Raw genomic sequence first — 16,297 nt, 5'->3', positions numbered from 1 at the left:
TGTAAGAGAGCGAGGGATCAATGACAATGGATATAGAATACTCTTCAGTCTTAACAGGTGCTGGATTTATGCTTTACGAGATGAAGCAAGTAGCAAAATTAAAACAACAAGGATATTCGGATAAAGAAATTCGAAATAAAGTTTTAGAGGAAAATATCTTTCAATATGAAAAACTATCAAGTGTTAAAAGAGCGATGCCGTATATTTTAAAGCGAGTGGATTTACTAGATGACTTATTGGTTCAACTATTGATTGAGGAACCGTTTGAAGTAGGCAAAGTAATTAACTTATACGCCATCATGAAATTTGACCGATTATTTTTTGAATTTATGAACGAAGTAGTGGCTGAAAAATTAAGTAATAATGATTATTCTCTTGATAAAGTCGATATTAATGTATTTTTTGCGGCAAAGATGGAGCAAAGTGAATTTATGGCTGTCTGGTCGGATACAACAGTAGCAAAACTTAAACAGGTATTTAAAAAAATCTTGTTAAATGCAGGTCTACTGAAAGATTTAAAATCAAATGAGTTAAACCGTTTGTATATCGATGATCGTGTGAAAATTCATCTTAATCATCTTGGTGATGCTAAGTACATACAGGCAATGGGTGAAGTAGGAGGGTATCATGGCTAATTTTAATGAGCGACTGGACAAAATTATTCCAAAGCTAAAAGAAGATAAGTTCATTGAAGGTAGAGGTTTAGGTAATGAAATTAGCTTCTATGTATTTGACTACGAACCTGTTCATGAGCTTGAAATGAGAGATTATATACAGCACATCAAAAAGGAATTTGACTATGAGGGCTCAACACTCCAAATTTTAGAGGTGGACTTATATAAGACGCTTCTAGAAATAACGAAAGAAAAGCGTATTTATGAGCGGATTTTTCAAATGGAAGAAAGACAGGGTAAGGAAGCATTGTTTAAAGCAATGACAACCTTTGCGAAGCCTGAAATATTCCTTAATAAAATCAAAAAAAAATTAGATGGTCATAATGTGATTTTCCTTACAGGTGTAGGGAAGGTGTATCCATTCGTTCGTTCTCATAACATTTTGAACAACCTACAAGAAATTTTAGATAAAACACCAGTTGTTATGTTTTTCCCAGGTCAATATGATGGGCAATCCTTACAGCTATTTAGCAAATTTAAAGATGACAACTATTACCGAGCATTTCGATTAATTGATTAGCACAGGGAGGATATGTAGATGATTTTAAAGGACATGTTTTTAAAAGATATTGAGCGTGACATTCGTGGCGTTATTAAAGTAGCTCAAACGAGCGATAAAGATATTCATAATGAACTTGATGAATACGTAGTTACGCAGGAATTACATAAGCACCTTTCAAAATTTTATGAGAACTACCAACGTGGAATTGTTGGAAAAACGGATAAAATGGGTGTCTGGATCAGTGGATTCTTTGGTTCAGGTAAATCGCATTTCTTAAAGATTTTGGCATACTTACTAGAAAATCGTATGGTAGAAAATGAATACCCTGTACGTTTATTTGAAGATAAGATTAAAGATCCTCTTGTGTATGCCAATATGAAAAAAGCAGCAGACATTGAAACGGAAGTTGTTTTATTTAATATTGATTCAAAAAGTTCTTTAGATAACAAATCGAAAGAAGATGCTATTTTACGTGTGTTTATGAAAGTGTTTTATGAGCGACGTGGCTATTACGGAGATATTCCAGGTGTTGCTGAAATGGAGAAATACCTTGATAAGCAAGGCAAATTTGAAGCATTTAAGCAGGAGTTCCAATCGCTTGTAGGCGAAAGCTGGGAAGAACGCCGTAGCACGTTCTATTTTGATCAAGACTATGTTATTGAAGCTTTAGGAAAAGTGATTAATCTATCAGAGGCTTCTGCACGGAAGTGGATTGAAGAAAAAGTAGATGACTTTGAAATGGATATTCAAACATTTGCGAAAGATGTAAAGGAATATATAGATTCGAAGGGTCCAAATTTCCATTTAGTATTTTTAGTCGATGAAATTGGTCAATATATTGGCGATAACCGCAATCTAATGCTTAATTTGCAAACACTAACAGAAGATTTGGGTACATATGCTGAAGGTAAAGTTTGGGTAATGGTTACTTCTCAGGAAAGTATTGATTCGATTATTAAAGTAAAAGGTGATGACTTCTCGCGTATTCAAGGACGTTTTGATACTCGATTGTCTTTATCTTCAATTTCAGTGGATGAAGTAATCAAAAAGCGTATTTTAGAAAAGCAACCGCATGTAACAGATAAATTAAAGGCTATTTATCCAGAGAAAAGTGCAATATTAAAAAATTTAATTAGCTTCCGTGAAAGCACAGCTGATTTACGTGGCTATGATCATGAACAAGAATTTGCGGAAGTGTACCCATTTATACCGTATCAATTTAAATTGCTGCAAAATGTATTTGAACAAGTACGTAAACATGGTTCGTCAGGTAAACATTTATCTGAGGGAGAGCGTTCAATGCTATCTGCCTTTAAAGAAGCAGCATTATACTACAAGCAGGAAGAAGAAGGTACATTAATTCCTTTCTATGCCTTTTACGATACTATCAAGGAATTTTTAAACCCAGCGATTTCACGTGTAATTGAAGGAGCAAAAGAAAACCCAGCCTTGATAGATGATGAGTTCAACATAGACTTATTAAAAGTGCTATTTATGATTAAGTACGTGAAAGAGCTGCCAGCTACGATCGATAACATTGCAACATTGATGGTAACCAATATTGATGAAGATAAACTACAGTTAAAAGAAAAAATTAAATCATCTGTGCGTAAATTGATAGCACAAACATTAATTCAGAAAAACGGTGACTACTATGTGTTCTTAACAGATGATGAGCAAGATATTAACCGTGAAATTAAGCAAGTGACGATCGATGAGGATGTTCTAAAACGTGAGTTAGCGAATGCAATATTCCTCGACCTTTATGATGAAAAACGATTCAATTTGAAACAATATGCGTTCTCATTCAATCAAAAAATGGATGAAAAAAATTACGGCAACCAAACGTCTTCGATTGGTATACAAATTATTTCACCATTATCGGATCATTATCAAAAATCACAGCAGGAACTAATGTTACTAACATCTGGAAGTGGAGAGATGTTGATTAAGCTCGGTGCAAATGATTCTTATGTAGAGGAAATGGAAGAAGCCCTAAAAATTGAGGACTATCGTAAAAAGAAAAATCCGTTACAGCAACCTGAAAACATTCAAAACATTTTAAATAACAAGCAGGTCGAAGTGAAGGACCGTAAACGCCGAGTAAGAGATTTATTAACAGAAGCGATTAAGGATGCAGAGTTCTACATTTACGGAGAAAAGGTAGAAATTAAAGGCTCTTCAGTAAAAGAAAAAGTCAATGCAGCATTTAAAGTGCTGGTAGATAACGTCTTTAGTAAAAAAGACTATATTGTAGATCACTTAGAAAACGAAAAAGACTTAGTTGCTTTATTAAATACGGATAACAATCAGCTGTCATTAGATGATTCCATTGTGGCAAAGCCTAACCAAGAGGCAAAGCGTGAAGTATTTGAATTTGTTGATTTACAGGATCAAATTAAGAAACAAATTACGGTAAAGAAAATATATGATCGTTATCAGGATAAGCCATATGGGTGGAAGCCGTTAGATATTGCTGCACTTATTGCTGAATTATTAACAGAGCAACGTATTCGCATTCGCTACAATTCCGAATATATTGAGCCAGCAAAAGATACGAATAAAATTATAACAGCTTTAGTCAAGTCGTCAGAGTCAGAAAAAGCTATTGTTGTAAAACGCACGAAAGTAGATGAAGCATTAATTCGAACTGCTAAAAGTATTTGTAAGGAAGTGTTCAATACAACGAACCTAGCAGATGATGAGGATGGCTTACTTAAAGACATTCAAGGCTTAATAGAAACGCAAATCAGTGAAATTAAAGGCTACAAGGCTTACTATGAAGGACGTAAATATCCAGGGATGAGCTTATTAAATAAAGGGCTAGAGTATTTTGAGCAGTTTGATGCCAAATTAGATAGCGTTTCCTTCTTTGAAAAGCTAAAAGAGCTAGAGGATAACCTGTTAGATTGGGAAGAAGACATTGCGTATGTAAAGAGCTTCTTTGGGACGAATCAAAAAGAGCTATTTGATAAAGGCTTGGCTGCGTATAAAAAGTATGAGGACAATAAGACTTACTTGTATGGTGAAGAAATTGAGCAGCCAATGCAGCAACTGCAGGCGATACTGAATGATCAGATTCCATATAAGAAAATTAAAGAAATCCCAGAGCTAACGAATGCTCTTGATATTTCATTTAATAAGGTCTTAACAGACAAAATTGCCTTTGCACAAGAAAAGGTGCAGCTAGATTATGATGAGGTAGCATTATTATCTCGACAATATGGCGTATCTACTGAAACAAAACAAAACGTGGAAGCTTATTTTACGAAGTTATTAACTGATATTGCAGCATTTACAGACATTTATAAGGTGGATGCTACGATTTCGCAAAGTAGTAGCTTGAAGGATAGATTGAGCCGCATCATTAATCAAGATATAGCACAGGAAGCAAAGCGTAAAGCTGAGCAACAACAAATAATCGGTGGAGAATCAAATGTTCCATCAGTAGAGGAACCAGTTGTTCAGAAAGAATCTGTAAAAGTGACGAAATTAGTGCCAATGAAAACACTTGCAACAGAGCAAGATGTAGATCAATATATTTCAACGTTGTCTGCAAAGTTAAAGCAAATTATCAAATCAAATAAACAAATTGAGTTTATTGAGTAAAGGATGTTGAGCAATGAATAAATCGGCTTTAAAGAGCTTTGCAACAGAAGCACGTAGCGAATTGCATGAAAAAATTCAGCTACAAGCACGGAAGCTAGGCATTACGCCTGAAGCAAATCAACAAGCATCATTAGAAAGCTCAGATGCCATCTTTATTGATGGCAATCCGCTTTCCGATGTGGAGCGTAAGCAACGCAATAAGCTAATCGCACGTATTAACGAAATTGGGTATGAAGAGGTAATAAAGGAAGCGGCGTATACATGGTTTAACCGCTTCATCGCACTGCGTTATATGGAAGTGAATGATTACTTACCAACAAAGGTACGTGTTCTTTCTTCAGTGAATCTAGATAGTACAGAACCGGATATGTTTAAAGATGCATTGAATTTTGATTTACCGATTGATAAAGAATTGGTTTATAACTTGAAAATTGAAAATAAAACGGATGAGTTGTTTGAATATCTGATTAAAGTACATTGTAATGACTTGAACCGCTATATGCCTTTTATGTTCGAGACGATTGAAGGCTATATGGAGATTTTGTTCCCTAAAGGTCTTTTAGGAACAAATACATTTTTACGTGCTATGACAGATGTGAATGTGATACCAGAAGAGGATTGGGCAAATGTAGAAATAGTAGGTTGGTTGTATCAATATTATATTTCAGAAGAAAATGAGCGTGTAATTAAAGCGAAGAAACGTTATAAAGTAGAAGAAATACCATATGCCACACAGCTATTTACACCTGAGTGGATTGTTCGTTATATGGTGCAAAATGCATTAGGACGTTATTGGATAGAGTCGCATCCCGAACACCGTGACTTAATTGACAATTGGGAGTACTACTTAGAAAACCCAAATCCAGAACCAGACTTTGACGAAAAAATCGCACCATACATTAATAAAGAATTAAATGTAGAGGATATTAAATGTTTTGACCCTTCAATGGGAAGTGGGCATATCCTTGCTTATATGTTTGATGTACTTTATGAAATTTATAGTAAATGCGGTTATATGGAACGTGAAATTCCACGGTTGATTATTGAAAAGAATTTATACGGATTGGATATTGATAATCGAGCATTTCAACTAGCTAGTTTTACAGTGGTGATGAAGGCACAGCAATTTAATAAGCGTTTTTTACGTAGTATAGAGCGTGAACCTTTAGAAATGAACCTGGCTGCGTTTCAGGAAACGAAAACTGTTTTAGAGAAAGATGCCGATGAAGTTATTGCCTTTTTAGCTGGTGAAGACAAAGGTGAATCATTCAATCAGATGAAATCTTTTATTGAACAGTTTAAGCACGCAAAAGCAATTGGCTCTCTGCTCAAAGTAGAAGCGTATAATCTTGATTTTTTACAACAACGTTTAATAGCAATTGAGCAGCAATCAAATGATTTATTCGAATTAGAAATGAAAGAACGTACATTTACTTTATTTAAAGGTCTAGTGAAACAAGCATTTTTAATGAGTATACAATATGATGTATTTGTTACGAATCCGCCATATGTAGGAAATAAATATATAACGAATCAAGTTGCGGAATATTTGGATAATAATTATAGTGATGTAAAAACAGACTTATTTTCAGCATTTATTTCTTCAAGTTTTGAGAGAACAAAAACCAATGGACAAATTGGTTTTATGACGCCGTTTGTTTGGATGTTTATTGTGTCGTATGAAAAGCTAAGAAATAAAATTATAGCAGATAAAACCATAAGCAGCTTAATTCAATTAGAGTACTCTGGTTTTGATGGAGCAACTGTGCCAATATGTACATTTACATTAAGAAATTATCAATCTGGATTAACAGGCGAATACATTCGTCTTTCAGATTTTAGAGGATCAGAAAATCAATCAATAATGACATTAAAAGCAGTCAAAGATTCAGGGCTAAAATATCGTTATACAGTGAATCAAGAAAGTTTTAAAAAAATTGCTGGGACTCCTATTGCTTATTGGATTGGAAATAAGATAACTCAACTATTACAGGATTCAATTATATTTGGAGATATTATTGAAGCGAAGCAAGGATTAAAAACAGCAGACAATGATAGATTTTTAAGGAAATGGTTTGAGTGTGATTTTAGCAATATTGGTTTTAATTTTTCATCCAGAGAAATAGCGGCAAAATCAAATTATAAGTGGTTCCCGTATAATAAAGGTGGATCTTTTAGGAAATGGTATGGTAATCATGAATATGTTGTGAATTGGGGAAATGACGGGGAAGAAATTAGAAATTTTAAAGATGAAAATGGAAAATTAAGATCTAGACCACAAAATTTAAATTACTATTTTAGGGAATCAGTTTCTTGGTCTGATATTACTTCATCAACTAATGCCTTTCGTTATTATCCAAGAGGTTTTATTTATGATGCAACTGGACATTCAGCGTTTCCTAATAGTAATGTAAATGCATTACAGTTATTGGGTATATTAAATAATAAATTTTTTCAAGAAATTATTAAGGTACTAAGTCCTACTATGCATTTTGATATTGGTTACTTTAATAAACTACCCTTTACATTAGTTAAGTGTAGTGATTTTGAAAAAATAGTGGAGGAGAATATTAATATTTCAAAAGCAGATTGGGATATTGATGAATTATCATGGGGTTTTTCAAAGCACCCTATGTTAAAAGTACCTCTGCTTTCTCTTGCAAATGCTTTTGAGCAGTGGTCACAGGTTGCTGAATCCAAGTACCAACAATTAAAAGCCAATGAAGAAGAGCTTAATCGTATTTTTATTGAAAATTATGGTTTGCAGGATGAGTTGACGCCGGATGTGGATGAGAAGGATGTAACGGTTCGAAAGCCTGATTTGGAAAGGGATATCAAGTCGTTTATTTCTTATGCTATCGGTTGTTCATTTGGACGTTATTCACTTGATGAAGATGGTCTTATCTATGCTGGTGGAGAATTTGATGCTTCTCGTTATAAATCTATCAAGATAGAAAAAGATAACATCTTACCAATTTTACCAGGTGTATATTTTGAAGACGATATTGTAACGAAGTTCGTTAACTTTATTCGAATAACATTTAGTGAAGAAACTTTAGAAGAAAATCTTGATTTTATTGCCGATGCAGTTGGTCGTAAGAAAACAGAGACAGCAAGAGAAGTGATTCGTCGTTATTTCTTAAATGATTTCTACAAAGACCATATCCAAACATACAAAAAACGCCCAATTTATTGGTTGTTTACATCGGGCAAAGAAAAAGCTTTCAATTGCTTAATTTACATGCATCGTTATGACAAAACAACGTTATCTCGTATTCGTACCGATTATGTACATGAAGTTCAAAATCGAATGGATGCGGAGAGAACAGTCTTATTGAATGTCATAAATGGTGATTCAACTGTTAAAGAAATTGCAGCGGCAAAAAGAGAATTAAAATCGCTAGAAAAGAAAATTGATGAATTAAAAAAATATGATGAGCTATTGCATCATATGGCGGATCAGCAAATTGAAATCGATTTAGATGACGGTGTGAAGCATAATTATGAGCTATTTAAAGGACTAGTAGCGAAAATTTAATTATAGAAAGGGAAGCAATGGTTATATACTTGCTTCTCTTTTATTTAGCTATTACACTCCTAAATTATTATAGAGGTGAATATTTTGGATAAAATTGAATGGGGAACTTTTTTCACAGATTCATTAACAGGTATAGTCGTATTAATAATTGGTTTAATACTGGGAGGGATTACAGGCTATTTTCAAGGTAAGAAAAAATCATCACTAGGAATTGAAAGGAAAAATGAAATATATCAACCGTTGCTGGATGAATTGCTTCCAATGAGTCGTTCTGAATTGAGCGTATTAGTAAAAAAGGAAACACCTATGCTAAAAGAAATTTTTATGAATGATTATAAATATGGCTTATCAACAGAATTGCAAAAAAAATGTGATCATTTATATTCATTAGTAGAAAAACATAATCAGATTAACATAGTTTTGATTGCTCATAAAAAAATTGTAGAGATATTCGAAAAAGGTTATGAAGAACTATACGGTAGCATCATTGAAGGAGTTAGCATTCACACGGATAGAGATGGTAATGGATATGAACAAGAACATGAAGTATTACCTGTTGAACTTATTCGTAGAGGGAACTTTGAGAAAGAAATTATAAGTCTCTTAAATAATGAGGGGATGTATGATAGCGAAGTGTGTGTAGATAAAAGTAATAATTACTTTGTCCCAATTTATAGTGTTTTGGTTCGAATTTATAATGCTGTTTTACTTACTAAAATGAATGGAGAAGAAAATATATTGCCCCCATTAAAAAAAGAATTGAATATGTCACCAGCGGAATACATTGCTCTTCATTATAACTTTTTTGAAATATTTAATTCAGATATTCAAATAACAAAAAAAATTGAACTTGAAGAAGAAATCATAGATAAATCGCAAGAACTAATAAGTGATTTAAAGGGAATTATTAAGAAAATAGTAAAAACATACGAGGTTGAAGAAATATAGGAGGAAGGTTTATGGCTGATTTAGTAATAGTAGGTAATGGATTTGATATAGCACATAAGTTGAAGACAAAATATATCGATTTCATAGATTATATTTGTATATTTGAAAGGAAATCTATGTATATTGCACCAGGGCTGGTACTAACAAATTCTATGTCAAAGGAAGACCAAGCGAAGAATGAACTATATGAAAAATTAAAGAAGTACATTCCAGAAGAAGATTTATGGTATTCGTTAGAAGAATCGTTGGGACAGTTAGATTATGAACAACTAAAAGAGGATAATTCGGAGTATTTTATAGGCTATGGAGATGATAACTGGAAAGATAGTGCAAATCATGATTATCAATTTATGATTAATGAAGAATTAAATTTTACAGAGGAAATGACTCTACAATTTACAAACTGGATTGAAACAATAAATACAATGGTACAACCATTACCATATCTCGAACATATAATGAAGGGTAGTAATATTTACTTGAATTTTAATTATACGGATACGCTAGAAAGCTCGTACGGCATTTCTGAACGCAGTATAAAATATGTACATGGGAAGGCTAAACGAAAAGATAAATTAATTTTGGGACATCATGATGATTCATTTTGGAGTAAGGAGGATCTATCTATGATGACTGATGAAGAATATGAGGACCATATGGAATATCAATTCGAAAGAGATTTTCGTGAAATAGAAGCTGAGCAGATTATAGAAGATTATTTTAAAAGAACATATAAGGATACCCAGAAGATTATTTCAGAACATAATGATTTTTTTAAAACATTGTCACATGTGAATGATATTTATATTTTAGGACATTCATTATCGGATATTGATTTTAATTATTTTAAAGAGGTAAAAGCTAATACATCTTCTAATTGTAGATGGATGATCTCATGTTACTCCCCGTCAGATTATGATAGAGCAAATAATTTAATTGAAAAGCTATGTATTGAGAATTATGAATTTATAAAACTATGAAGATACGAGACATGTAGAGATATTTATTTAAAATAAGGAGTTGGACGCATGACAGATATATTTAAAGATCCAATCTTACATTACAAAAACTTTAAAATGGGAACCGAAATCGAAATTGCAGGTACATTTATTTATAATGGGATGAAAGAGCTCGAACAAATTAATATATTTGATATTGAAAGTGAAATGTTTATGTTTCTCTATAATTTAGCTGTTGGCATTGAGAGGTTACAGAAGGTAACAATCGTATTATCTGAAAATATTGAGGATATTACAGTTTTTGAGGATAGTTTGAAAAGTCACAATCATCAAGACCTACATAATCGAATTTTAAGAAATGATATTGATATTAGACTGAGCTCGAGGGAAAATGCTTTTCTGCAATTATTAAGCAGATTTTATGATAAGCATAGATATGGTCGATTTCATGTGTCAACAAATTTGAATGCAGAAAAGCTTGAATTATCGAGCTATATAAAGCAGCATTATACAGGAGTTTATGAAAATGATTTTTTTACAGGAAGCATCCGGAATAACGAAGAACTTAAAGACTTTTTTGGAAGAGTTATAGGTTCAATCGCTAAAAAGTACTATTTAGCGATTGAACGTTTGGCTAGGCTACAAAATATATACACGTATGAAATTAGAGGTGAGTCCAAGGCTGAAAAGGTATTTTTGCAGGAATTCAGAAAAAACTCATTACAAGAGCAGAATATAAACGAGAAAATAGCAGCTAAAGAGCTAATCGTATATTTAATGCAGACGAACGATAGAAATCCGTTCTTCCGATATATCGATAGTATTGAACCTTTAGATTTTGATATTGCATTGGCTAATGAATATCTGGAACAAATCATAGGAGGAAATATTTCACAAGATTTAGTTAGTACTGTGGAATATGAATATGTAGAGAACGGTTATTCTCTAGAAAGAGTTAGACAATTGGATGTAATAGGTAATAGAAATGTAGATTTTGAATTTGCTCAAATTCAGAAGTGCAAGGCTTTACTTAAGTGTTTTTTAAATGCTGAAATAGATTGCTATACATTTGCTAATGATTTTTTAGATGAAATGTCCTATTTAGATAATATTTACGGCAATAGCATCTTGAAGGAAATGTCAGTACTTTGTCAAAATTTCATTAAACAACTTGAGAATGGTCTAGATATGTCGAAACAATTAAAAAATCAATTTCTTGAAATTTATGAAGAATTTAAAGAGTTTTATTGTCTTCATGAATTTCAAGATGAAGATTCGAAAGAAATTATTTAAAAGGATAATTTGGAATCGGTGCAGCCGTTACACTCGATTCCTTACAAGCCTCTAAATTAGAAGAGGCTTTTTTGTGTTTTCGGCTATAATATAAGGTGAGGTGATTCATTTGAATATCGAACAAATAGAATCTGCATTACAGGATGCGTTTAATGAGCCGCTGAAAAGTGGCGAACATCGTAAAATTGTGTTCTGGGTAGATAAAGATCAAGAATTTATTGATGAAATTGATCAAATGACAATAGATGGTGTACAAATACAAAAATTAACGAATAACAATCAATATTATATGAAGCATTTATTAGAGGAGAAGGATACGCAATCTCACTATTTAATTTATACGAATTTGGAATTGAATTCGGAAGAAAATTGGTTGTACGATATTATGTTATATTCGAAAACATTTTTTGCAGATCGTATTTCATTAATTATTAGTGACTTGCACATTGATCAGTCATTACAGATGATTATTAAGAAATATGAAAAGTTCTTCAATAACAAAGAACGCTTCAAGAAGTTCCAGGCTTTTGGTTTAACGAACTATACAGAAGAATCGATTGAGCTTGCGATTATGAGCGTTCTATGTGGCATTAAAACACCAGATTTTGAATCGGTCTTAAAAATGGTGTTAATGGATACGCTAGATGACACTGAAAATAAATACACGGCACAGATGGAGAAGTTCTTTGATTTAGCTGCTTTTTGGAAACACGTAGAGCAGCATTATGGCTATGAGCGTGAAGTGAAAAGTTTGAAAACTCTATTCATTCATTTGACTGTAACTGCTCTTAGTCATGCAATGAAAGAGGAATATTTAGGTGGATTAAGAGAGTTTATAGCGGTTCGTAATAGAACGAATTCATTAGTATTCATTGATCATTGGCGACATCATAAAACGGATTATGTTGTATTTGATGAGTACGCAGTAGGAATTGAACAAGAAATTAATTTAATAAGCTTAATTCAATCGATTCCTGTTGAAGAAGTCAAGCAAGCAGATATTTTTCCTTATTTTGATAAGGCAATCATTATTAAAATTGCAAATAGCTTGTTGGAGAATTTAGAGGACTTTGAAAATTATATAAAGCTAATTAAGTTACGTAGAGTGAAGCACTATTATAATCAGTTCACATTTGTTTACGAGGCATTATACTATACCGTAAAAATGCATGAGTTTTACAAGGAGCATAAGCAGGGGCTTATGCAGGGTGAACCAATTGCTATACAGGAGGCATATGTAAAAGAGTATTATGTGATGGATATGTATTACCGTAAATTTTATGTTGCATTCGATGAAAATAGTAATAATGAATTGCTTAAAAAATTGAAGTCACTTGTTGAAAATCTTTATACAAACTGGTTTGTGGCAGAGCTAAATACGAAGTGGTCAAAAGCTGTAAAAAAAGATTTGACGAGCACTTGGTCATTGCCAGGAGTGAGGAATCAACAAAGCTTTTATTCTTCAATTATTGCACCGCATATCCGTAAAGGAGAGCGAGTTTTTGTCATTATTTCAGATGCGATGCGGTATGAAGTCGGCGTAGAATTAGCAGAAAGACTAAATGCTGAAACAATAGGTGATTGTGATATGAGTACGCTGTTAGGCGTAGTACCTTCTGTAACAAAATTAGGTATGGCTGCCTTGCTACCGCATAATAAGCTTGATTTTGATGCATCTGGTCGTGTGATGATTGACGGTTCGGATTCGTCTGGCTTAGAAAATCGTAAGAAAATACTTGAATCGTATGTGGAAGATAGTATTGCAGTGCATTTTCAGGATGTGTTAGATATGAATAAGGCAGGACGTAGAGAGACTTTTAAAGGGAAGAAGCTCATTTACTTCTACCATGACACAATTGATGCAATGGGTGACAAAGCCTCAACGGAAATATATACATTCAATGCCGTTGAAAAAGCATTAGATCAATTATCTGCTTTAATAAAGGTTATCCGCGATGATCTAAGTGGTTCAAATGTTTATATTACAGCGGATCACGGTTTCTTGTATCAACGTGAAGAACTTCCTGAAAGTGATAAATTGGCAAAGGAAAAGATGGATGTAATCGAAGTAAAACGCCGTCACATTTTATCGAAAGAGCAGCGTGAATTAGAGGGACAAATTAGAGTGAATTTATCTGCTATTGTACAAAATGAAGAAGCATTAACGGTTTATTTACCAAATGGAACAATTCGCAATCGATTGCAAGGTTCAGGCGTAAATTTTGTACACGGTGGAGCGAGCTTACAGGAAGTAGTTGTTCCCTTATTAACATTTAAAAATAAGCGTGCTGGTCAAAAAGGTGTACAAGCGATTCAAAAAGTGGATATTAAGCTAACAAATACGATACGTAAGATTACAAATAGTATTTTTAACTTAGAGTTCTTCCAAACTGAAAAAGTTGAAGAAAAATGGATTCCTCGTACTGTTTTAATTTATATGGCAAATGATGAAGGAAGCGTATTATCCAATGAAGAAACTTTAATAGGGGATCGTACATCTGATAAGCCCGAAGAACGTACATTTAAATTGCAATTTGCATTAAAAAGCATTACGTATGACCGTGCTAAAACCTATTATTTGAATATAAAAGATGTAGAAACGGGTGTCGTAATCGAAAAAATACCGTTTTCAATTAACTTAGGCATTGTTAGTGATTTTGACTTTTAGTAAAGAGGTGTGAACATGGACGAGGTTTCGACACTAAATTTAGATAAAAAATTAAATGAGCAGTTTGCTGGGCGAGTGGTGCGTAAAGATTTAACAAAGCTTATTAAGGAAGGGGCAAACGTGCCTGTTTATGTATTGGAGTACCTATTAGGTATGTATGCTGCTACAGACGATGAAGAAAGCATTCGTGAGGGCGTTGAGCGAGTGAAAAAAATACTTGCTGAAAATTTTGTACGACCAGATGAAGCAGAAAAAATTAAGTCAAGAATACGAGAACTCGGTCAATATTCCATTATTGATAAAGTAACCGTTGCGTTAAATCCTAAAATTGATACGTATGAAGCAGAGTTTTCAAATTTGGGACTAAAGGGCGTTCCTGTGCCACCAAGCTATGTGAAGGAGTTTGATAAGCTACTAGTAGGCGGTATTTGGTGTATGGTGAAAATCGATTACTTCTTTGATGAGGAAGTGCGTAACACAAATCCGTTCAGTGTAAGTAATTTAAAGCCAATTCAAATGCCAAACATGGATATTACAGAAGTTTTTGAAGGACGTAAGCAGTTCACAAAAGACGAGTGGATTGATGTATTAATTCGTTCAACAGGCATGGAGCCAACGCAGCTTGAAGACCGTGTGAAATGGCATTTATTATTACGCTTAGTGCCTTTGGTGGAAAACAACTATAATATGTGTGAATTAGGACCACGTGGTACAGGTAAATCGCATGTATATAAGGAAATTTCACCGAACTCTATATTAGTATCTGGCGGTCAGTCAACCGTTGCCAACCTTTTTTATAATATGACTACACGCAAAGTAGGCTTGGTTGGTATGTGGGATTGTGTAGCATTTGATGAAGTAGCTGGCATCCGATTTAAGGATAAAGATGGTATTCAAATTATGAAGGATTATATGGCGTCTGGATCATTTGCACGTGGTAAAGAAGAAAAAAATGCATCCGCATCAATGGTATTTGTCGGTAATATTAATCAAAGTGTGGATGTTCTTTTGAAAACATCTCATTTATTTGCCCCATTCCCACCTGAAATGGCGAACGACACTGCTTTCTTCGACCGAATGCATTATTATATGCCAGGCTGGGAAATTCCTAAAATGCGTCCAGAATTCTTTACGGATCGTTATGGCTTTATAGTAGATTATGTTGCTGAGTTTTTCCGTGAAATGCGAAAGCGTTCCTTTGCGGATTCAATCGACCGTTATTTTAAATTAGGTAACAACTTAAATCAACGAGACACAATTGCCGTACGTAAAACAGTGTCAGGCTTAGTGAAGCTACTATATCCACATGGCGAATATACACGTGAGGAAATTGAAGAAGTACTGAAATATGCTTTGGAGGGACGTCGCAGAGTAAAAGAACAGTTGAAGAAAATTGGCGGCATGGAATTTTATGATGTAATGTTCTCTTATTTAGATAAAGAGACCATGCTAGAAGAGCATGTTGCTGTTCCTGAGCAAGGCGGAGGAAAGCTTATTCCAGAAGGTATGTTAAGACCTGGGCACGTCTATGTTGTAGGTCAGGCAGTAACAGGCATGATAGGTATCTATAAATTAGAAAACCAAGTTGTCAGTGGCACAGGAAAGTTTGATAAAGCTGGTATAGGCTCTAATAGAGAAGTAAAAGAAAGCCTCGATACAGCATTCCGATATTTCACTGCAAATAGTAAGAGTGTTAGCAGTTCGATCAGTACCAAGACGAAGGATTATTTAATGCATCTTACAGACCTACAGGGCATCGGATTAACTGCTCAAGTTGCAATTGCTGAATTAATTGGGCTTTGTTCAGGAGCGTTAGATAAACCTGTGCAGGACGGACTTGTGATTGTTGGAAATATGACGGTAGGCGGGACGATTTCGAAAGTCGAGGAATTAGCCAATATTCTTCAAGTTTGTGTGGATGCAGGTGCAAAGAAAATTCTCCTACCAGCTCCATCGGCAGGAGACTTCTTTACAGTACCAGCAGATTTAATTGTAAAAGTTCAACCAATCTTCTATCTAGATCCGATAGATGCGGTTTATAAGGCATTAGGAGTGAGTTGATTAGTTTTAATTATTGGTGTATATTTTGAGATTTTTTATGTATAG

Annotated in this window: 9 protein-coding genes; all 9 read left to right on the top strand. The window is 33.8% G+C overall.

Annotated features, from left to right (window positions below; translation table 11 throughout):
• Positions 1-26 precede the first annotated feature (26 nt).
• The 9 genes from MHB58_RS16520 (at position 27) to brxL (ending at position 16,252) form a co-directional block, all read left to right on the top strand.
• Entirely contained in the window at positions 27-635 is a 609-nt protein-coding gene (locus MHB58_RS16520) for a DUF1819 family protein (RefSeq protein ID WP_340735656.1), read from the top strand.
• Positions 628-1,194, top strand: a complete 567-nt coding sequence (locus tag MHB58_RS16515) for a DUF1788 domain-containing protein (RefSeq protein ID WP_340735655.1) — start codon at positions 628-630, stop codon at positions 1,192-1,194. The genes MHB58_RS16520 and MHB58_RS16515 overlap by 8 nt, the downstream gene beginning before the upstream one ends.
• A gap of 18 nt (positions 1,195-1,212) precedes the next feature.
• Positions 1,213-4,785: a BREX system P-loop protein BrxC gene (gene brxC, locus MHB58_RS16510; RefSeq protein WP_340735654.1), complete on the top strand. Its 3,573-nt coding sequence runs from the start codon at positions 1,213-1,215 to the stop codon at positions 4,783-4,785.
• 13 nt (positions 4,786-4,798) lie between these two features.
• Positions 4,799-8,323, top strand: a complete 3,525-nt coding sequence (gene pglX / locus MHB58_RS16505) for a BREX-1 system adenine-specific DNA-methyltransferase PglX (protein ID WP_340735653.1) — start codon at positions 4,799-4,801, stop codon at positions 8,321-8,323.
• An 84-nt stretch (positions 8,324-8,407) separates the two neighbouring features.
• Entirely contained in the window at positions 8,408-9,271 is an 864-nt protein-coding gene (locus MHB58_RS16500) for a hypothetical protein (protein WP_340735652.1), read from the top strand.
• A gap of 11 nt (positions 9,272-9,282) precedes the next feature.
• The gene (locus MHB58_RS16495; RefSeq protein WP_340735651.1) at positions 9,283-10,251 is read left to right on the top strand and encodes a bacteriophage abortive infection AbiH family protein; all 969 of its coding nucleotides are present in this window, start codon (positions 9,283-9,285) and stop codon (positions 10,249-10,251) included.
• Positions 10,252-10,299: 48 nt separating this feature from the next.
• Positions 10,300-11,523: a hypothetical protein gene (locus tag MHB58_RS16490; protein WP_340735650.1), complete on the top strand. Its 1,224-nt coding sequence runs from the start codon at positions 10,300-10,302 to the stop codon at positions 11,521-11,523.
• Positions 11,524-11,632: 109 nt separating this feature from the next.
• On the top strand, positions 11,633-14,191 hold the full coding sequence (gene pglZ / locus MHB58_RS16485; protein ID WP_340735649.1) for a BREX-1 system phosphatase PglZ type A: 2,559 nt from the start codon (positions 11,633-11,635) through the stop codon (positions 14,189-14,191).
• A 15-nt stretch (positions 14,192-14,206) separates the two neighbouring features.
• Positions 14,207-16,252, top strand: a complete 2,046-nt coding sequence (brxL, locus tag MHB58_RS16480) for a protease Lon-related BREX system protein BrxL (RefSeq protein ID WP_340735648.1) — start codon at positions 14,207-14,209, stop codon at positions 16,250-16,252.
• The last annotated feature ends 45 nt before the right edge of the window (positions 16,253-16,297 follow it).

Source organism: Solibacillus sp. FSL K6-1554 (assembly GCF_038005185.1).
GTDB lineage: Bacteria > Bacillota > Bacilli > Bacillales_A > Planococcaceae > Solibacillus > Solibacillus silvestris.
This window is presented reverse-complemented; position numbering and strand designations above follow the sequence as displayed.